We start from the raw sequence: 20,035 nt of genomic DNA on the forward strand, positions 1-20,035 counted from the left end.
GGCGTGGGCGGCGGCCTCGCGCTCGCGCGCCTCGGCGCGGAAGCGCTTGCGCGCGGCGCGCTCGACGGCCGCCTCCTCTTCGGAGAAGCGGCAGCCGCAGAAGTTCTGGCGGTAGAGGCCCGCCTCGCGCGAGCGGCGCGTGGCCTCGGCGTAGCAGGGGCGGTAGTCCTCGAAGAGGGGGCGGACGCCCGCAGCGCGCGCGGCCCGCCCGAGCTCCTCGCGGATGACGTCGGTGTACTGGTAGGGGCTGACCGAGAGCGTGGTGCCGAGCGCGTCGAACCCGTTCTCGGCGGCGAAGCGCGCGGCCTCCTCGAAGCGCAGGCGGTAGCACGCGCGGCAGCGCGCCTGGCGCGCGGACTCGGCCTGGGCCGAGTGCGTGGGCGTCCCGTCGCCTGCGGCTCCGCCGCGCGTTGCGCCCGCGGGCTCCGCGCTCGCGGCTGCCGTCGCTCCCGCAGCTGCCGTGCCCGCCGCAGCTTCCGCGGCCCCGCCGCCTGCCGCATCCGCCACGTCCCCGGCGATCACGCCGAAGCGCGCGCGAGCGGCGTCGCCTATGCGCCCGGCGGTCGCCTCCCAGGCCGCCACGTCGTAGCGGCCCTCGGTAAGGCTGAGCCCCACGGAGGCGGCCCACCCCCTGATCGTCTCGAGGCGGCGGGCGTACTCCGCGGGCGGGTGGATGTTCGAGTTCGCGTAGTAGACGTGCGGCTCCACCCCGCGCTCGCGCAAGAGGCGCACCGGCTCCATCGAGCAGGGCCCGCAGCAGGCGTGGAGTAGCAATTTCGTCGGGTTTTCGGCGGCTGAAGTCATGAAGGGTATACTACCATGCCACATCGAAAGCATGCGAGCGATCAGAGGAAACACCTTATGGAAGACACCCCACAGCCCGTAACCCCCCCGAAAAGCGACAAGAGCGCGCCCGCGGCGCCCCGCGCCTACCGCGCGGTGTTCTTCGACCTCGACGGCACGCTTCTGCCCATGGACATCGACGCGTTTCTGAAGGCGTACTTCGCGGGCATCGTGCGCTACGTGGCCGCGCGCGGCCTTGACGCGCAGGCGTTCCAGGCGGGGCTCGGCCGGGGAACCCGCGCCATGATGAGCCATGATATCGGCGAGGTCAACGCCGACGCGTTCTGGGGCGAGTTCTTCGAGCACGTCGACGAGCAGGCCGCCGACTGGCATGCCGTCTGCGACGGGTACTACGCCACCGAGTTCGGGGACATCGGCGCCGACGTGAGGCCGAGCGAGCCCATGGTGCGCGCCGTGCACGCGCTCGGGGAGAAGGGCTACCCGCTCCTGCTCACCACCATGCCGCTGTTCCCGCCCCGCGCCGTGGCGTGGAGGCTGGCGTGGGCGGGCCTCTCCCCCGACCTCTTCGCGCGCGTCACCGCCTACGACAACTCGACGGCCATCAAGCCCCAGCTCGCGTACTACGCCGAGAACCTCGCGGCGTGCGGCGTGGCGGGCTCCGACGTGCTCATGGTGGGCAACAACACCGTGGAGGACATGGCCGTCACGAAGCTCGGCGCCGACATATTCCTCGTGACCGACTACCTGCTCGACCCCGTGCCCGGCGGCTTCGACCTCGCAAGCGTCAAGCACGGCACGGCCGAGCAGTTCGCCGCCTGGGTTGATGAGCTCCCCGTCTGCGCGAACCCCGTCGGAGGCGCTGATGAGGGCGTCATCTCCGCCGAGGCGCGCGAGGCGGCCCTCGAGGCGAACGCGGTCGACGCGGCGGATGCGGAGGGTCCGGCCGATCCGACCCCCGCTCCCACCGCGTCCGACGCGGCGAGCCCGACCCCCGCGCCCGAGGGGGTGTCGGCCTAGTGGCGCTCTTCGAGGCAGCCTGCGACGCCACGTGCGGCCACGCCCGCGCGCTCACCTACGAGACGGCGCACGGCGCCTTCCAGACCCCCATGTTCATGCCCGTGGGCACGCACGCCACGGTGAAGGGCATCCTGCCCGACCAGCTGCGCGACCTCAAGTCCCAGGTGGTGCTCGCGAACACCTACCACCTCGCCATGCGCCCCGGCGCCGACCTGGTGGCCGAGGCGGGCGGCATCCACGCCTTCATGCGCTACGACGGCCCCATGCTCACCGACTCGGGCGGCTTCCAGGTGTTCAGCCTGGCCGACACCGTGAAGCTCTCCGACGACGGCGTCACCTTCAGGAGCATCTACGACGGCGCGAAGGTGCACTGGACGCCCGAGGAGAACATGCGCATCCAGCAGCAGATCGGCGCCGACATCGCCATGCAGCTCGACCAGTGCGCGCCGTACCCGGCCGAGCGCGCGTTCGTGCAGAAGGCGGTCGACTACTCGAGCGCCTGGGCGCGCCGCTGCCTGGCCGCGCACACGCGCGCCGACCAGACGCTCTTCGGCATCGTGCAGGGCGGCATGCACCTTGACCTGCGCCTTGAGAGCGTCCGGCGCCTGCGTGAGATCGAGGAGGACTCGCTTGCGGCGGGCGGGCGGCGCTTCGGCGGCTTCGGCATCGGCGGCTACTCGGTGGGCGAGAGCCACGAGGTGATGTTCGAGACGCTCGGCGAGGTGGCCCGCGCGCTGCCGGAGGACCGCCCGCGCTACCTCATGGGCGTGGGCAACCCCACTACGCTCGTGCGCGCGGTGGCCGAGGGCGTGGACATGTTCGACTGCGTGCTGCCCACGCGCACGGCCCGCATGGGCACCGCGTTCTCCAGCACGGGCCGCATGAACATGCGCAACGCCAAGTACACGCGCGACTTCGGGCCGCTCGACGCGCAGTGCGCCTGCCCCACGTGCCAGAACTTCACGCGCGCCTACGTGCGCCACCTGGTGAAGCAGGACGAGATGCTCGGCGGCATCCTGCTCTCCATCCACAACCTGCACTACCTGCTCGACCTCATGCGCCGCGCCCGCGCGGCGGTGCTCGCGGGCGCCTACGACGAGTTCCTGGCGGCGTGGATGGCGAGCCCGGCGGCACAGGATTATTGATGCCTGAGAATAAATTGGCTGCAAGCGGCTGCGGTCTGGCCGATGCTGCCCGTTTGTGGCACAATAGGCAAGTTAACGCATAAGACACGTGAAGCACCTCTCGGGCGGTTTGCGCAAGCGGACCGCCCGAGGGCTTTTGAGGAAGAGAAGACGAAAAGGAGCATCTCGCCCATGGCTTTGGAGCGCAACGTCAAGAAGAAGCCGGCGCGCACGCACGACCGCCGCAACATATGGCTGCTCGTCCTCACCACCGTGCTGGTGGTGGTGTCGGTGGCGCTGTTCGTGCCGCCGCAGGAGAAGATCAACCAGGGCCTCGACATCCAGGGCGGCCTGTCGGTGGTGCTCACGGCGAAGTCCGACGACGGCGGCGCGGTGACGGCTGACGACATGGAGAAGTCGCGCGCCATCATCGAGAGCCGCGTGAACGCCCTCGGCGCGTCGGAGGCCACGGTGCAGGTGCAGGGGTCTGACCAGATCCTCGTGCAGATCCCGGGCCTGTCCGACACCGAGGAGGCGCTCGCCACCATCGGGCGCACAGGCTCGCTCACCCTCGCGCGCCTCGACTCGTTCACCGACCAGGAGGTGGTGAAGCAGATCCAGAGCGGCCAGTACGCCAACGAGGCCACCTTCACGGACGACTACGGCAACACCTTCCCCACGGGCGAGACGCAGCACCTCACCGTCGAGCCGGGCACCTACACGCCGCTCGTCACGGGCGAGAACATCACCAACGTCACCATCGACCGCGCGAGCGAGACGGGCACCGACTACGCGGTGAACGTCACGCTCGACGCCGAGGGCGCCGCCGCGTTCGCCGAGGCCACGGCCGAGCTCGCGCCCACCAAGGGCGAGATCGTCATCATCCTCGACGACGAGGTGCAGTCCGCGCCGCGCGTGCAGTCCGAGATCCCCAACGGGCAAGTGCAGATCACGGGCAACTACACGCAGGAAGAGGCGAAGAACCTGCAGACCATCCTCGAGTCGGGCTCGCTGCCCGTGAGCTTCGAGTACGCCCAGAGCCAGGTGGTCGGCCCGACGCTCGGCCAGGACGCGCTGGCCTCCGGCGTGCTGGTGGCGCTCATCGGCCTGGCGGTGGTCATGCTCTACCTGCTGGTGTTCTACCACGGCCTGGGCCTCATCACGGCGGCGGCCATGCTCGTGTTCGCCGTGCTCTACCTGGGGATCCTGGCGGCGCTCTCGGCGTTCGGGCTGTTCAGCCTCTCGCTTGCGGGCGTGGCGGGCATCGTGCTCACCATCGGCATGGCGGCTGACTCCTCCATCCTCACGCTCGAGCGCTTCCGCGAGGAGATCCGCATGGGCCGCAGCGTGCGCGCCGCGTCCATCACGGGCGTGCGGCACGCCATCCTGACCTCCATCGACGCCGACCTGGTCACGCTCGTGTCGGCGCTGTCGCTGTTCTTCCTGGCGAGCGCGTCGGTCAAGGGCTTCGGCCTCACGCTGGCGCTCGGCATCCTGTGCGACATCGTGATGATGCTCCTGTTCAAGGCGCCGCTCATCCGCCTGCTCGCGCCGAAGGCCATCGCGAGGCACCCCGGCTTCTGGGGCACGCGCGACTCGGTCGAGGCCGCGCGCGCGGGCGAGGCGGCCGCGAAGGCGGCGGAGGCCGACGGGGCCGCGAAGGCCGACGGCGCCCAGGCCGCCGGAACCGCCGAGGCCGCCGGGGCTGCTGGGGCCGTGAAGGCTGCCGAGGCCGGCGCCCAGGCGGCGGGCGCGGACGCCTCGCCGGCGAAGGCGCCGGCGCCGAAGGTCAAGGGCCGCTTCATCAAGCACGACATCAACTTCCTCGGCTACCGCAAGGTGTTCCTCACCGCGGCGGCCGTCGCCATGTGCGCGTGCTTCGCCGTGGTGGGCCTGCGCGGGCTGAACTTCGGCATCGAGTTCGTGGGCGGCACCTCGGTGGCGTTCCACGACACCGGCGAGGTCACCATCGAGCAGATGCGCGACGCGTTCGCCGACGCGGGCGAGCCCGACGCGGTCATCCAGACCACCACGGCCGACGGCGAGGAGGGCTTCCTCGTGCGCACCACCACCACGAGCGCCGAGGACGCCGCGGCGAGCGCCAGCGCGGTCGCCTCCGAGCTGGGGCTGTCCACGGAGAGCTTCGAGGTGACCACCATCGGGCCCGACTGGGGCGCGAGCGTGATCCAGTCGTCGCTGATCGCGTTTCTGGTGTCGCTCGTGCTCATCATCGCCTACATCGGCATCCGCTTCCGCGACTACAAGATGGGCATCATGGCCGTGGTGGCGCTGTTCCACGACCTCATCCTGGTGATGGGCATCTACGCGCTCGTGGGCCGCGAGGTGAACCCCAACACCATCGCGGCGCTGCTCACCATCTTGGGCTACTCGCTGTACGACACGGTGGTGGTGTTCCACCGCATCAACGACAACATGAGCGGCGAGAGCATCCGCTGCACGTTCATGACCATGGCGAACCACTCCGTCAACCAGGTGCTCATCCGCACCGTCAACACCACGCTGACGTCGTTCATCCCGGTGTTCGCGATGCTTCTGTTCGGCGGCGAGACGCTGAAGGACTTCGCGTTCGCCATGTCGATCGGCCTCATCGCCGGCTCGTACTCGTCCATCGCCATCGCCACGCCGCTGTACGCGATGTGGAAGACGCGCGAGCCGAAGTTCGCCAAGCTGCAGAAGAAGTACGGGGCCGAGATCGCCCGCTTCGGGTTCGAGCACGCGGGCAGCGAGCCCATCGCGCAGGTGCCGCTGGCGCGCCTCGAGGCGGCGGCCGCGGCGGCTGCCGCGCCTGAGAAGGCGCCGCAGAAGAGCACCGGCAACAAGAAGAAGCCCAAGAAGCACGGGAGGAGCTAGCCATGGCCGAGCAGGGACGCATACGCGAGGGAAGCGCGCCGAACTTCTGCCCCCCGGTGGAGGAGGGCGTCACGTTCTCGTTCGAAGACGAGCGGGGCGACGTGGTCGAGCTCGAGTTTCTGGGGCTCGTCCTGCACGAGGGGCGCTCGTACGGGTTCTTCTTCCCGGTTGACGAGGACTCCCCGGCGTGCTCGTCGGGCGAGGTGGTGCTGCTCGAGGTGACCGAGGTCGACGAGGAGGGCCAGCCCGCCGCGTTCGAGCTGGTCGCCGACGAGGCCGTCGCGCTCGAGGTGTACGAGGCGTTCCAGAAGGCCACGCGCGACCTCTACCGCTTCGAGTAGGGAGGCGCTGGCAGCTGGCAGGCCGACGCCGGCGTGACGCCGCGCTGCTGCCGCAAGACAAGCCCATCATGCGGGGCGAGGACGGGTTCCTCGCCCCGCGCGCGTTTGCGTCCCTCGTGCCCCTTCTTCTCAACGTGTCGGAAACGCCGAGGAAAATGTCATGGGCGTGTAAGGCTGCGGTAAGGTTCGCTCTCTAGACTTTGAACCGTCGAAGACGGCGGGAGCTGGAGCGAAGGGAGACGGCCGTGGCTGAGGAGAAGACGTCGACGCTGGTCCGCGTGGTGGCGCTGGGACTCGTGCTCATGCTGGCGCTCGGGGCGGCGGGCGCGCACGCGGCCTCGGCGGTCATGGCCGACATGGTGCGCCGCGCGCCTGACGCGGCGCTTGCGGCACCCGCCCCGACGGCGCTCGCCCAGGACGCCTTCACGCGCTCGCTGGCCGTCTCGTCTGCCGAGCGCCCTGAGCCGGCCACGGTCGCCTACGCGAGCGAGCTGGCGGGCGTGGGCGGCGGGCAGGTGGCCGAGGCCCAGGTGGCCTTCGACGACGCGTGGCTCATCGGCGGCTCCCGCGCCTACAACAACGACCTGGCCGCGACGTGCGCCGCGCTAAGCGCCGCGGTGAACGCGCAGTCGAGCTACGGCGCGCCCGGCGGACGCGCCTACGCGGTCGAGGCCTTGGGGGCGCTCGGCTTCCGCGACGTCGACGTGAGCGCGTACGAGGGCCGCAGCCGCGTGGCCGACGAGGTGGCGAACATGCTCACCGGCTCGACGGACGTGGCGGCCTACGCGATCGCGCGCAAGGAGCTCGTCGCCGCCGACGGGCGCGCCTCAGGCGACGTGGTGCTCGTGGGCGTGCGCGGCACCTACGGGAGCGAGTGGCTGAGCAACTTCAACTGCGCGCTCGGACCCGAAGCGGGCGAGGCGGACCATCGCGGGTTCGCGCGCGCCGCCGACGAGGTGCGCTCGGCGCTCGGCGCCTACCTGGAGCGCTTCGGCCTCGACCCGCGCACCACCCACGTGCTCCTCTGCGGGCACAGCAGGGGAGGGGCGGTGGCGAACCTCTTGGCTGCCGACCTGATCGACGAGGGGTCGTACGCCGGCGTGCACGCCTACACGTTCGCCGCGCCGAACAGCACGCGCGCACCCGAGCGCGCCGGCGGGGCGTACGCGGGCATCTTCAACGTGGCGAACCCGGCTGACGCGGTGCCGAGCCTTCCGCTTGCCGCGTGGGGCTACGGCGCGTACGGCACGACGGTCGAGCTCCCCGCGCGGGAGCACGTAGCCTACCGCGCGGCGTACAACCGCATGAGCGCCGCTCGTTCCGCCATCACGCGCTGCGAGGTGGTGGGAGACAGGCGCCAGGGCCCGCTGCCCGCTGACGCGCTCGAGGCGTGCGCGGCGGCGCTTGCGCGGGCGTCGGAGGGCTCGGGCGGGGCGCTCGCGCTCGCGCAGGCGGCAGGTGAGCTCGCCAGCATCGACGTGACCTCGGCGCTCACGGCCCACAGCCCCGACACCTACCTCGCCTGGCTGCAGACCGCCAACCCCGCGACCTTCACCTTCAAGACCCGCTGACGCATGTCCTGCGGCCGGCTCGCTCTGCCCGAGGAGTAGCCCGCTCACCCCGCATTTTTCGCGGGGCGGGGATTTCGCCGAATCGTCGCGGCGCGGGCGCGGGCGCGAGGTTACAATGGCGAACCACTATGACTGAGATACTCAACGCCATCGACTCCTTCGTCTGGGGTCCCGCTATGATAGCCCTGCTCCTGGGCACGCACCTCTACCTCACCGTCCGCACGGGCTTCATCCAGCGCAAGCTGCCGGCCGCCATCCGCATGTCGCTCGCGAGCGACCCCGACGGCAAGGGCGACATCTCCAACTTCGGCGCGCTGGCCACGGCGCTCGCGGCCACCATCGGCACCGGCTCCATCGTGGGCGTGGCCACGGCCATCCTCGCGGGCGGGCCGGGCGCGGTGCTGTGGATGTGGATCGCCGGCGTCTTCGGCATCGCCACGAAGTACGTCGAGGTGTACGCCTCCATCAAGTACCGCGTGCGCGACCACGCCGGCCAGATGCTCGGCGGCGCCATGTACGTGTGGGAGCGCGCCTTCGCGCGCGCGGACGGCTCGACTCCCTGGTGGGCGAAGGCGGGCGCGGTGGCCTTCGCGGCGTTCGCCGTCATCGCCACCATCGGCACGGGCAGCGCGGTGCAGGCTTCCGCCATGTCGGGCATCATCACCTCGTCGATCCCGGCCATCCCCAAGGAGGCCGTGGCGGTGGTCATCGTGGTCGCGGTGTCGGCCGTCATCTTCGGAGGCGTGAGGTCGATCTCGCGCGTGTGCGAGAAGCTCGTGCCCTTCATGGCCGTGGCCTACGCGGCGGGGTGCCTCGTCATCATGGTGCTGAACTGGAGCGTCCTCGGCGAGGCGCTTCTGATGATCCTCACGTGCGCGTTCACGCCCCAGGCGGCGTTCGGCGGGGCCGTGGGGAGCGGCCTGGCGACGGCGCTGCAGTACGGCTGCGCGCGCGGGCTGTTCTCCAACGAGAGCGGCCTGGGGACCGCCCCCATCGTGGCGGCGGCCGCCAAGACCAGAAACCCCGCCGAGCAGGCGCTCATCGCCATGACGGGCACGTTCTGGTCGACGGTGGTCATCTGCCTGCTCACGGGCCTCGTGCTCGTGTCCACCATGATCAGCTACCCCGACATCCAGGCGCAGATCCTCGAGAACCCGAGCATCTACACGGGCGCGGCGCTGGCCTCGACGGCCTTCGCGAAGATCCCGTACCTGGGCACGCCGATCCTCGTGCTCGGCATGGTGGCGTTCTCCTACTCCACCATCCTGGGCTGGAGCTACTACGGCAACCGCTGCGTCACCTACCTCTTCGGCCGGCGCGCCAACATCCCGTACCAGGTGGTGTACGTGATCGTGGCGGCCTTGGGCGCCGTCGGGGTGGGGGACGTGGTCTGGACGATCTCGGACATCGGCAACGCGCTCATGGCCGTGCCGAACATCATCGCCATCCTGCTGCTCTCCGGCCTGATCGCGCGTGAGACGCGCCACTACGTCTACGAGGGCCACCTCGACGAGGCATATGACGCGCCCATCCCCGTCGTCAAGGGGAAGTAGCCCTGCCGCTTGCCGGGGCGGGCGCCCACGCTCGCGCCCGCGCCTGCGCAGCTTCGCATGTCTTCCCTTCCGCCTGCCGTTTGCCGGCGGCCGCCTTGCCACGCGGCGGCGCGTCCTCCCCGTTCGCTGACAGTTTTCAGTTTGTTAACAAATCGAGCGTTCGCTTCTGCCTATAATGCAGCTGCTTTAGCGCGTTAAAGTGCTTCTGCCGAAACGGCTTTCGCCGCACCCCGCAGGTCATCCCATCGGTTGTCCCGTCGAGCAAAACCCCTTTCGACACAAGCTCTCTCGCGTCACGGGAAACGGTTCGCCACACAAGGGAAAAGAGACGTTATGGAAGCGGTAATCGACGTCATCAATGCGGTTGACAGCTTCGTCTGGGGCATTCCGATGCTGGTCCTCCTTCTGGGCTCGCACATCTTCATGACCTTCAGGACGGGCTTCATCCAGCGCAAGCTGCCGACGGCCATCAAGCTGTCGATCACCAAGGACCCGGATGCTCCGGGTGACATCAGCCAGTTCGGCGCGCTGTGCACGGCGCTGTCGGCCACCATCGGCACGGGCAACATCGTGGGCGTGGGCACGGCCATCATCGCGGGCGGCCCGGGCGCGGTGCTGTGGATGTGGCTCACCGGCGTGTTCGGCATCGCCACCAAGTACTCCGAGACGTTCGCCGCGGTGAAGTACCGCGTGAAGGACCACAACGGCAACATGCTCGGCGGCGCCATGTACGCGTGGAAGCGCGCCTTCAAGAAGGACGACGGCACCACCCCGTGGTGGGCGATGCTCGGCGCGGGCGCGTTCGCGGCGTTCGCCGCCATCGCCTCGTTCGGCATCGGCTCGGCGGTGCAGTCCTCCGCCATGACCGAGGTCATCACCACGAACCTGCCGGGCATCCCCACCTGGGGCATCGGCCTGGCCATCGTGATCATGGTGGCGGCCGTCATCTTCGGCGGCGTGAAGGTGATCTCGCGCGTGTGCGAGAAGCTCGTGCCGTTCATGGCGCTGGCCTACGCGTGGGGCTGCATCATGATCCTCGGCATGAACTGGGAGTACGTCTGGCCGGCGCTGTGCCTGATCGTCGAGTGCGCCTTCACGCCGAAAGCGGCGTTCGGCGGCGCTCTGGGGAGCGGCCTCATGCTGGCGCTGCAGTTCGGCTGCGCGCGCGGCTTGTTCTCCAACGAGTCCGGCCTCGGCTCGGCGCCCATCGTGGCGTCCGCCGCCTCCACGCGCAACCCGGCGCGCCAGGCGCTCGTCTCCATGACGGGCACCTTCTGGGACACCGTGGTCATCTGCCTGCTCACGGGCCTCGTGCTCGTGTCCACCATGCTCGGAAACGCCGACCTGCAGGCGCAGATCGCGGCGGGCTCCATCACCGCCGGCGCGCAGCTCACGAGCGCCGCGTTCGCCGAGATCCCCTACATCGGCACGCCGATCCTCGTGTTCGGCATGATCCTGTTCGCGTACTCCACCATCCTGGGCTGGAGCTACTACGGCAACCGCTGCGTCACCTACCTGTTCGGCAAGAAGGCCATCCGCCCCTACCAGGTGCTCTACGTGATCGTGGCGTTTCTGGGCGCCATCGGCATCGGCGACGTGGTCTGGACCATCTCCGACATCACCAACGCGCTCATGGCCGTGCCCAACATCATCATGGTGCTGCTGCTCTCCGGCCTGATCGCGCGCGAGACGCGCCACTACGTCTACGAGGGCAACCTCGCCGAGCTCGACGAGACCCCGATCCCCCAGCTCGAGAGCAAGTAGGGAAGGGCGGCGCGCCCCGCATCCGCGTCCGCAAGGCGGCCCCGGGAAGCCGGGGCCGCCTTTTTCGTTGGCGGCGGAGACGCAGGCCGGCGCGCGGCGCGCGGGGCGTTGCCTTATAATGGCACCCATGACAACTCTTGCGATCATAGGCGGCGGGGCCGCCGGGCTGGCGGCTGCCGTGGCGGCTGCGGAGGACGTGCGTGCGCATGGCGGCGCGAACGCGGGCGCGCCCGCGGTCTTGACGCCAAGCGCGAGCGCGAGCTCGCCGGACGCGGGCGTGCGCGTGGCGGTGCTCGAGGCTGACGAGCGGGTGGGGCGCTCCATCCTCGCCACGGGCAACGGGCGCTGCAACTTCTCCAACGCGCGCATCGACCCGAAGCTCTACCGCAACGCGAAGTTCGTCGAGGCCGTGCTCGGCAACGCCGAGGCGCTCGCCTGCGGCCGGGAGCCCTCGCGCCGGGCGCGCTTCTCCCCCGGCCCGGGCGCCGCCGTGCTCGACTTCTTCGCCGCGCACGGCCTCATGTGGCGCGAGGAGTCGGAGGGGCGGCTGTACCCGCAGGCCAACAAGGCGTCCGCCGTGCTCGACGTGCTGCGCGCCGCGGCTGCGGCGGCGGGCGTCGAGGTGCGCTGCGACGCCCGCGTCGACGTGGTGGAGCCGCCGCGCGCGCCGGGCAAGCCCTTCACGCTGCGCCTGCACGACGGCGCGTTCTTCCGCGCGGACGCGGTGGTGGTGGCCTGCGGCGGGCGCGTGGCGCATGAGATGCTGCCCGACGCGCTCGCGTTCCGCGCGCAGCGCCCGGTGCTCGGGCCGATCGCCACTGAGACGCGCCTCGTGCGCCAGCTCGACAACATCCGCGTGCGCGGCGCGCTCGAGCTGTGGCGCGCCGGCGAGCTTCTGCGGCGCGAGCCGGGCGAGGTGATGTTCCGCAAGTACGGCGTGTCGGGCATCGCGGCGTTCAACCTGTCGCGCCACGCGCGCCCGGGCGACGAGCTTGCGGTGGACTTCCTGCCCCGCGTCGAGCCCGCGAGCGCGTCCGGCTTCCTCGCGCGCCGCCGCGCGCAGCTCGCCTCGATCTTCGGCGATGCGCTCACCTGCGAGGACTTCCTGCGCGGCATGGTGCTGCCGCAGGTGGCCCACGTGCTGCTGGAGAGCCTCGGGCACGAGGACGACACCCTGCTCGCCAGCGCCTCCCTCGACGACCTCGCGCGCGTGCTCAAGCGCTTCGCGCTGGCGGTCGAGGGGCTAGGTGACGTGCGCCAGTGCCAGGTGACGCGCGGCGGCTTCGACGTGGCGGGCTTCGACGTGCGCACGCTCGAGGCGCGCGCGGTGCCGGGGCTCTACGTGGCGGGCGAGGCGCTCGACGTGGACGCGCCCTGCGGCGGCTACAACCTGCACTGGGCGTGGGCGAGCGGCCTGCTCGCGGGCCGCAGCGCCGTGCGCGCGCTCGGCGCTGCGCAGAACGCGCGGGCGGCAGGGGTTGCGGAGGTGGCGCGGGGTCCCCAAGCGGCCGGGCGCGCGGAGGCGGCGCGGAGCTCGCGAAACGCGCAGAATGCGCAGGGCGCGGAAGGCGCGGTGCGCGCATGACGCGGTGCGTGGAGGCGTCGAACGTCCCGGTGTCGCTTGACGCCCTGCTGCCTGATCGCGCGAGCCTTCTGCGCCGGGAGGTCGCCGCGGCGCTCGGCGTCGCGCCTGACGCGGTCAGGGACGTGCGCCTGCTTCGGCGCAGCGTCGACGCGCGCAGGAAGAGAAGCGTCCACTTCGTGGTGACCTGCGCCGTCGAGGTGCCGAACGCCGTCTCGCCGCGCCCCGCCAAGGGCGTGAGCGTGAAGCCCCACGTGCCGCCCGAGCCCCTGCGCGTGCCGGACTGCGCCGCCGCGTTCGCCGAGGCGGGCGAGACGCGGCCCGTCGTGGTGGGCACGGGCCCCGCGGGCCTGTTCTGCGCGCTCTACCTCGCGCGCGCCGGCCTGCGTCCGCTCGTGGTCGAGCGCGGCGCCGCGGTCGAGGAGCGCCTCGCCGCCATCGAGGCGTTCGCGGCGGGCGGCGAGCTCGACGTGGCGGCGAACGTCCAGTTCGGCGAAGGCGGCGCGGGCACGTTCTCCGACGGGAAGCTCACCACGGGGACGAGAAGCCCCCACATCCGCCACGTGCTCGAGGCGTTCGCCGAGGCCGGCGCGCCGCGCGACATCCTCGTGGCGGCCAAGCCCCACATCGGCACCGACAAGCTCGCGGGCGTGGTGCGCAACCTGCGCGAGCGCGTCATCGCCGAAGGCGGGGAGGTGCGCTTCCTCACCCAGCTTGACGGCATCGACGTCATGGGCGGGCGCGTGGCCGCGGTGCGCCTGCGCGACGTGCGCACGGGCGCGGTGCGCGTCGAGCCCGCCTGCCGCCTCGTGCTGGCCTGCGGGCACTCCGCGCGCGACACCTACGAGATGCTGCGATGGGCCGGCGCGGCGCTCGAGCGCAAGCCCTTCGCCGTCGGCGTGCGCATCGAGCACCCGCAGGAGCTCATCGACCAGGCGCAGTACGGCGCGGCGGCGGGCCATCCGGCGCTCGGCGCGGCCGACTACAAGCTCGCGGCGCACACGAGGGCGGGCCGCGGCGTGTACACGTTCTGCATGTGCCCCGGCGGCGAGGTGGTGGCCGCGGCGAGCGAGGAGGGCGGCGTGTGCGTGAACGGCATGAGCCGCTTCGCGCGCGACGGCGCCAACGCCAACAGCGCGCTGCTCGTGGGCATCGAGCCCGACGACTTCCCCGGCGAGGACGTGCTCGCCGGCGTGGCGTTCCAGCGCCAGGTCGAGCGCGCGGCGTTCGGGCTGGGAAGCGCCGGCGGGCGGGCGCCCTACACGGCGCCCGCGCAGACGGTCGGCGACTTCTTGGCGAACGAGAGCGGGCACGAGAGCACGCTCGTGCGCCCGAGCTATCCGCGCGGCGTGGCGTGGGCCGACCTGCGCGCGTGCCTGCCGCCGCTCGTCACTGACGCCCTGGCCGAGGGGCTGCCCGCGCTCGACGCCAAGCTGCGCGGGTTCGCGCACCCGCAGGCTGTGATGACGGGCGTCGAGGCGCGCAGCTCGGCCCCCGTGCGTATCCTGCGCGGCGACGACCTCCAGTCGAAGACGATCGCCGGCCTCTACCCCTGCGGCGAGGGCGCGGGCTACGCCGGCGGCATCATGAGCGCCGCCACGGACGGCCTGCGCGTGGCGGAGGCGATCTGCGCGGACCTCTCCGCATGCGCGGACGCGGGGGAGGCGCCTCGTGGCTGAGTTCTCGGACCAGGTGTTTGACCAGGTGCGGCGCATACCGCGCGGCAAGGTGGCCACCTACGGGCAGATCGCGCGGCTCGTCGGGCGCCCGCGCTCGGCGCGCTACGTGGGCTTCGCCCTGCACGCCAACCCCGCCCCCGGCTCGGACGCCGCCTCCATCCCGTGCCATCGCGTGGTGTTCAAGGACGGCGGCCTGTGCCGCGGCTTCGCCTTCGGCGGCCCCGAGGTGCAGCGCGCGATGCTCGAGGAGGAGGGCGTCGCCTTCGCCGACGAGGAGCACGTCGACATGGGCGCCTGCCAGTGGGATCCCGCCGAGGCGGCTGGGGGCGCGCCTCTCGCGGGCGCCTCCGGCGAGGCGGTCCCCACCGCCCCGCCTCCCGGGTTCGACTGGTCGCGCGAGCTCGGCGAGCTCTGAGCGGCAGGGCGCAGCCCTCCAGCCGCGAGCAGCCAGGCACCCAATCGCCCGAAGGGGGAGGACGCGGCCGAAGCGGGGTCGAACCGCGGGCGGCGCCGTCGCGCCCCGCCCCGCCCGCGCCCTGCGCGCTCCCGTCCGATGAAAGCGGGCCCGCGGTTCCATCGCGGGCCCGCTTTGCCTTATACTGGCGGATAACGGCTCAGCATTCGAAGGCAGAAGGAGAGGCGCCGTGAACCATCCCGCCACCGCCGCCGAGGCCGTTGCCGCCCTCGAGCGCGGCGAGGCCGTGATCTTTCCCACCGACACCGTCTACGGCGTGGGCGTGTCGGTCCGCCATGCGGAAAGCCCCGAGAAGCTCTACCAGCTCAAGCAGCGCGACGCGCGCAAGCCCGTCGCCTGGCTCGTGGGGTCAGCCGGCGACCTGGCGCGCTTCGGCGAGGACGTCCCGGCGCTCGCCTCCGCGCTCGCGCGGGCGTTCTGGCCCGGCCCGCTCACGCTCATCGTGCGCGCGAGCGAAAGCGTGCCGCGCGCGTTCTGCTCGGCGGCGGGCACCGTCGGGCTGCGCATGCCGGACAGCGCCACGGCGCTCGAGCTTCTGCGCCTCGTGGGCGCGCCTCTGGCCACCACCTCGGCGAACCCGTCCGGCGCGCCCGCGCCGCGCTCCTTCGCCGACGTCGACGCCGCCTTCGCCGCGCAGGTCGGCTGCGTGGTCGTCGACGACGCGCCGCGAAGCGGCGTGGCCTCCACCATCCTCGACTGCACGGGCGACCATCCCCTCCTCGTGCGCGAGGGAGGGATCACCGTCGCCGACATGCGGGCGGTGGGCTAGGCGCCGGCGCGCCCGGAGCCGCCTGGCGGGCTGGGCGCTGGAGCGTCCGCCCGCGACGCGGCGCGCCCTTGCGGCCCGCATGCTGACGCAGGCATGCCGCGCAGGCACGCGCGCGGCTTTGACGAGACGCGAAAGGAGGGCTCATGCTCTACCCCGTGGAGCGCACTGCGCTGGGATTCTCATCCGCTGACGGGAAAAGCCAGATCAAGGGTCTGCTGTGGCGCCCGGCGGGCGCCGCGCCGAGCGTGCGCGGCATCGTGCAGATCGTGCACGGCATGTCCGAGCATGCGGGCCGCTACGACGCGTTCGCGCGCGAGCTGGCCGCGCACGGCTACGTGGCGTGCGCGCACGACCACATCGGCCACGGCAAGAGCGTCACGGACCCCGAGGACTGGGGGCACATGCCCGCGCGCGGGGGCGCCGAGGTGCTCGTGGAGGACGTCGACGCGCTCAGGCGCCTGGTGAGCGCCCGCTTCGCGCGCAGCGTCCCGTACTTCGTGTTCGGCCACTCCATGGGCAGCTTCGTCACGCGCGTCTACCTCACGCGCCACGCCGAGGGGCTCGCGGGCGCCATCCTGTGCGGCACGGGGAACAAGCCGCGCGCGGTGTCGAAGGCGGGCAACGTGATCGCGCGCACGATCGCGCGGGTGTCGGGCGAGCGCGCGGCGAGCCCCTTTCTGCGCTCGGTGGCCGACGGGGCCTACTCCCGCGCCGTGGAGAACGCGCGCACGCCGTTCGACTGGCTGTCGGCGAACGAGGCCAACGTCGACGCGTTCATCGCCGACGAGCTGTGCGGGCGCCCGTTCACGGCGGGCGGCTACGCCGCGCTCACCGCGCTCACCTACGACGCGGCGCGCCTCGACCTCGCGGCGAAGATACCGCCCGACCTGCCGATCCTGTTCATCGCGGGCTCACATGACCCCGTCGGCGACAACGGCGAGGGCGTGCGCGCCTCCGCCGAGATCATGCGCGCCGCCGGCGTGGAGTCGGTCGAGGTGGTGCTCTACCAGGGCATGCGCCACGAGATCCTGAACGAGGACGGGCGCGAGCGCGTGTACGCCGACGTGCTCACCTGGCTCGAGGCCCACCGCGCCCCCGCCGCGTAGGCGCCCCGCGCGCCGCTGACACGCCGGCCTCACACGCGCATCACCCCGCCGACACGCCGCCGCCCGCTGCGTCCCTCCGCCGCGCCCGCCCGTGGAGCGCGTGAGAAGCCTCCGAATCCGGCTTCCTGAGCGAGGCGATTCGTCATACAATGCAATCTGCCCAAAACGAGCACGACCGTAAACGAGCACGAGCGCGCCGCATCCCCTCCGCAAGACGCGGGCGCGGCGCCCGAGGGAAAGGTGCAGACCCATGCGCATCAGCATCGCAAGCGACCACGCGGGCTTCGAGCAGAAGCAGCGCCTCGTCGACTACCTGGCCGCCGAGGGGCATGACGTGGCGGACCGCGGCCCCGACTCCGACGCGCGCGTCGACTACCCGGACTACGCCGCGCTCGTGGCCCGCGATGTGGCGCGCGGCGACGCCGAGGCCGGCGTGCTGGTGTGCGGCACGGGCATCGGCATGGCGGTGGCGGCCAACAAGGTGCGCGGCATCCGCGCCGTGAACGTCATCAACACGCAGTTCGCCGCCCTCGCGCGCGAGCACAACGACGCCAACGTGGTCACGCTGTCGGGCCGCTTCGTCGAGCTCGAGGAGAACGAGCGCATCCTGGACGCGTTCCTCTCCACTGGGTTCGGCGGCGGGCGCCACGCGGGCCGCGTCGAGAAGATCATGCAGCTCGAGGACAACTAGCGCGACGTAAGCGACGCAAGCGACGTAAGGAGACCATGCCCCATGACCTTGGAATTCCTCGCCCAGACCGATCCCGAGGTGCGCGCCGCGCTCGCTGACGAGCTCTCTCGCCAGCGCGGCAGCATCGAGCTCATCGCGTCGGAGAACTTCACCTCGCGCGCCGTGATGGAGGCGGTCGGCAGCGTGCTCACCAACAAGTACGCCGAAGGCTACCCGTCCAAGCGCTACTACGGCGGCTGCGAGAAGGTCGACGTGGTGGAGAACCTCGCGCGCGACCGCGCCTGCGCGCTCTTCGGCGCGAAGCACGCCAACGTGCAGCCCCACTCGGGCGCGAGCGCGAACTTCGGCGCGTACCTGTCCCTCGTCGAGCCGGGCGACGTGGTGCTCGGCATGAGCCTCGACCACGGCGGGCACCTCACGCACGGCTCGCCGGTGAACTTCTCGGGCCTTCTGTACCGCGTCGCGTCCTACGGCGTGGACCCCGCCACCGAGCTCATCGACTACGACGAGGTCGAGTGCATCGCCAAGGAGGTGCGCCCGAAGGTTCTCGTGGCCGGCGCCTCCGCCTACCCGCGCGTCATCGACTTCGAGCGCATGGCGCGCATCGCGCACGAGGTGGGCGCCTTCCTCATGGTGGACATGGCCCACATCGCGGGCCTGGTGGCCACCGGCGCGCACCCGAGCCCGGTGCCGCATGCCGACGTGGTCACCTCCACGAGCCACAAGACGCTGCGCGGCCCGCGCGGCGGCTTCATCCTCACGAACTCCGACGAGATCGCGAGGAAGGTCGACAAGGCGATCTTCCCCGGCGCGCAGGGCGGCCCGCTCATGCACGTGATCGCCGGCAAGGCCGTGGCCTTCGGCGAGGCGCTCACGCCCGAGTACGCCGCCTACGTCGACCACGTGGTGGAGAACGCGCGCGCGATGGGGCAGGGCATGGCCGACGGGGGGCTGCGCCTCGTGTCGGGCGGCACCGACAACCACCTGTGCCTCGTGGACCTCACCCCCGCGGGCGTCACCGGCAAGGACGCCGAGCGGCTGCTGGAGGGCGTGGGGCTCACGGCCAACAAGAACACCATCCCCAACGAGCAGCGCTCGCCGTTCGTCACGAGCGGCATCCGCGTGGGCTCGGCGGCGGGCACGACGCGCGGGCTCGGCGCAGACGACTTCTACCAGGTGGGAGAGCTCATCGCCCGCGCGGTGTTCAACGCCGGCGACCCCGGCGTGCTCGCCGGCGTGCGCGCCGAGGTGGACGGCATCCTCAAGGCGCATCCGCTCTACCCGGGCTTGGAGTACTAGCTTTTCGCCTATCGGGAGGACTTTTCGGGTGGGCGGCGCGTCGTCGGATCGAAGCCGAGCCGTCGCCTGCCGCTCACCCGAAAATCATGCGGGTTTGTTATGGAGCCTTCGCAAGTTCTTCACATTCCGCTATGATACGGAAGGCTCTGATAGGGCGCATTGTGTGCAGAGACGAACGAGAAAGTGAGCTATGGCGATAGCAGTCATCGTGGCGATCATCGTGGGCTTCGTGAGCCTCATCCCGTTTCGGGTGGCCACGAAGAAGATCCGCACGGTCAACCCCACGCATTCCATCGACATGCTCGCCCCGTTTCTGCTCACCATCATCGCGTCGTTCGTCATCCTCATCGCGGGCATGATCGCGTGCAAGCTCATCGCGCCTGACGTGGTCGTCGCCTACTCAGTAGCCGAGCTTCTGGCGTTCGTCGTCGGGGTTATCGTCTTCGGCTTGGTCTTGTCGAAGCGTCGATAGAGAAGGGTAAAGGAGAGGTACATGGCTTTTGAACTTACGGGCAATCCCCTGGCGGATATCGCTGGCCCGATTGAGGAGCTGAGCGAGTCGTTCAACTCCACGTTCGTCGTCGACTTCGGCAACGGCTTCGGCATCACGCAGTACACCGTGTGGATGTGCATCATCTGCGTGATAGTGCTGGCGGTCGTGCTCGCCGGCGTGCGCAAGGTCGACATCGCGCCGAAGGGCAAGTTCGCCGGCCTCATCGACTGGGGATACGACGCCATCTGCCGCAACATGGGCGAGGGCGCCATCGGGCACGGCTACAAGAAGCACATCCCGTTTCTGGCCACGCTGTTCTTCTTCATCTTCATCAGCAACGTGATCGGCCTCATCCCGGGCACGAAGACCCCGACCGGCTCGCTGTCCGTCACCTGGGCGCTCGCTCTGGTGTCCTTCATCTACTTCAACTTCTACGGCATCAAGGCGAAGGGCGGCCTGGGCTACCTCAAGTCGATCGCCCCGTCCGGCCTTCCCGTGGTGATGGTTCCGATCATCTGGTTCTTCGAGTTCTTCTCCCTGGTCGTCCGTCTGCTCACGCTGGCCGTCCGACTCTACGGCAACATGTTCGCGGGGCACGTGATCCTCGGCGTGTTCGCCATCATGACCCAGTTCTTCATCCTGGACCTCATCAACTTCGCCAATCCCGTGGGCGTGGCGTCCATCGCCTGGTTCGCGTTCTTGTTCATCATGTACGTGCTCGAGTGCCTGGTCGCGTTCTTGCAGGCTTACGTGTTCACCATCCTGTCGGCGGTCTACGTCGGCCTGGCGACGTCCGAGCACTAAGCGCCCCGCGCGCCCCGCGCGCACAGCGCCCGGGCGGCAAGCCCGCGCGCCCGAAGCGGACCTCGTCCGCACCCCTTGCTTCGGTTTCACCA

17 protein-coding genes are annotated in these 20,035 nt (G+C 70.9%); 16 read left to right on the forward strand and 1 reads right to left on the reverse strand.

Annotated features, from left to right (window positions below):
* Nucleotides 1–804: epoxyqueuosine reductase QueH (locus G7Y49_RS12240; protein ID WP_255465922.1), on the reverse strand; the 804-nt coding region annotated here is incomplete at its 3' end.
* Nucleotides 805–861: 57 nt separating this feature from the next.
* On the opposite strand from G7Y49_RS12240, the gene G7Y49_RS06045 reads away from it, so the two are divergent.
* The 16 genes from G7Y49_RS06045 to atpB all read left to right on the forward strand — a co-directional run bounded on the left by G7Y49_RS06045 (nucleotide 862) and on the right by atpB (nucleotide 19,943).
* Nucleotides 862–1,821, forward strand: coding sequence for an HAD family hydrolase (locus G7Y49_RS06045; protein WP_165172063.1), 960 nt, complete (start codon nucleotides 862–864; stop codon nucleotides 1,819–1,821).
* Entirely contained in the window at nucleotides 1,821–2,966 is a 1,146-nt protein-coding gene (tgt, locus tag G7Y49_RS06050) for a tRNA guanosine(34) transglycosylase Tgt (RefSeq protein WP_165172064.1), read from the forward strand. Before G7Y49_RS06045 ends, tgt begins: the two co-directional genes overlap by 1 nt.
* Nucleotides 2,967–3,137: 171 nt before the next feature.
* On the forward strand, nucleotides 3,138–5,816 hold the full coding sequence (gene secD, locus G7Y49_RS06055) for a protein translocase subunit SecD (protein ID WP_165172065.1): 2,679 nt from the start codon (nucleotides 3,138–3,140) through the stop codon (nucleotides 5,814–5,816).
* Between the two features lie 2 nt (nucleotides 5,817–5,818).
* Nucleotides 5,819–6,157 (forward strand): DUF1292 domain-containing protein, encoded by a 339-nt coding sequence (locus tag G7Y49_RS06060; RefSeq protein WP_165172066.1) that lies wholly within the window; start codon nucleotides 5,819–5,821, stop codon nucleotides 6,155–6,157.
* A 245-nt stretch (nucleotides 6,158–6,402) separates the two neighbouring features.
* On the forward strand, nucleotides 6,403–7,728 hold the full coding sequence (locus G7Y49_RS06065) for a lipase family protein (RefSeq protein WP_165172067.1): 1,326 nt from the start codon (nucleotides 6,403–6,405) through the stop codon (nucleotides 7,726–7,728).
* Between the two features lie 128 nt (nucleotides 7,729–7,856).
* On the forward strand, nucleotides 7,857–9,281 hold the full coding sequence (locus tag G7Y49_RS06070; RefSeq protein ID WP_165172068.1) for a sodium:alanine symporter family protein: 1,425 nt from the start codon (nucleotides 7,857–7,859) through the stop codon (nucleotides 9,279–9,281).
* Nucleotides 9,282–9,614: 333 nt separating this feature from the next.
* Nucleotides 9,615–11,045 (forward strand): sodium:alanine symporter family protein, encoded by a 1,431-nt coding sequence (locus tag G7Y49_RS06075; protein ID WP_165172070.1) that lies wholly within the window; start codon nucleotides 9,615–9,617, stop codon nucleotides 11,043–11,045.
* Nucleotides 11,046–11,172: 127 nt separating this feature from the next.
* Entirely contained in the window at nucleotides 11,173–12,630 is a 1,458-nt protein-coding gene (locus tag G7Y49_RS06080) for an aminoacetone oxidase family FAD-binding enzyme (protein WP_241157291.1), read from the forward strand.
* Nucleotides 12,627–14,306 (forward strand): NAD(P)/FAD-dependent oxidoreductase, encoded by a 1,680-nt coding sequence (locus G7Y49_RS06085; RefSeq protein ID WP_165172072.1) that lies wholly within the window; start codon nucleotides 12,627–12,629, stop codon nucleotides 14,304–14,306. The genes G7Y49_RS06080 and G7Y49_RS06085 overlap by 4 nt, the downstream gene beginning before the upstream one ends.
* On the forward strand, nucleotides 14,299–14,721 hold the full coding sequence (locus tag G7Y49_RS06090; protein WP_165172074.1) for an MGMT family protein: 423 nt from the start codon (nucleotides 14,299–14,301) through the stop codon (nucleotides 14,719–14,721). Before G7Y49_RS06085 ends, G7Y49_RS06090 begins: the two co-directional genes overlap by 8 nt.
* Nucleotides 14,722–14,950: 229 nt before the next feature.
* Nucleotides 14,951–15,550: an L-threonylcarbamoyladenylate synthase gene (locus tag G7Y49_RS06095; protein WP_165172076.1), complete on the forward strand. Its 600-nt coding sequence runs from the start codon at nucleotides 14,951–14,953 to the stop codon at nucleotides 15,548–15,550.
* Between the two features lie 143 nt (nucleotides 15,551–15,693).
* Nucleotides 15,694–16,656: an alpha/beta fold hydrolase gene (locus tag G7Y49_RS06100; protein ID WP_165172077.1), complete on the forward strand. Its 963-nt coding sequence runs from the start codon at nucleotides 15,694–15,696 to the stop codon at nucleotides 16,654–16,656.
* A 250-nt stretch (nucleotides 16,657–16,906) separates the two neighbouring features.
* Nucleotides 16,907–17,347, forward strand: a complete 441-nt coding sequence (rpiB, locus tag G7Y49_RS06105; protein WP_165172079.1) for a ribose 5-phosphate isomerase B — start codon at nucleotides 16,907–16,909, stop codon at nucleotides 17,345–17,347.
* A 42-nt stretch (nucleotides 17,348–17,389) separates the two neighbouring features.
* Nucleotides 17,390–18,646, forward strand: a complete 1,257-nt coding sequence (gene glyA / locus G7Y49_RS06110) for a serine hydroxymethyltransferase (RefSeq protein WP_165172081.1) — start codon at nucleotides 17,390–17,392, stop codon at nucleotides 18,644–18,646.
* A gap of 190 nt (nucleotides 18,647–18,836) precedes the next feature.
* A complete protein-coding gene (locus G7Y49_RS06115; RefSeq protein ID WP_165055233.1) occupies nucleotides 18,837–19,118 on the forward strand; it encodes a hypothetical protein in 282 nt (93 codons plus the stop codon).
* Nucleotides 19,119–19,139: 21 nt separating this feature from the next.
* Nucleotides 19,140–19,943 (forward strand): F0F1 ATP synthase subunit A, encoded by an 804-nt coding sequence (atpB, locus tag G7Y49_RS06120; RefSeq protein WP_165172082.1) that lies wholly within the window; start codon nucleotides 19,140–19,142, stop codon nucleotides 19,941–19,943.
* The last annotated feature ends 92 nt before the right edge of the window (nucleotides 19,944–20,035 follow it).

The organism is Adlercreutzia sp. ZJ242, from assembly GCF_011038995.1.
Taxonomy (GTDB): Bacteria; Actinomycetota; Coriobacteriia; order Coriobacteriales; family Eggerthellaceae; genus CAAEEV01.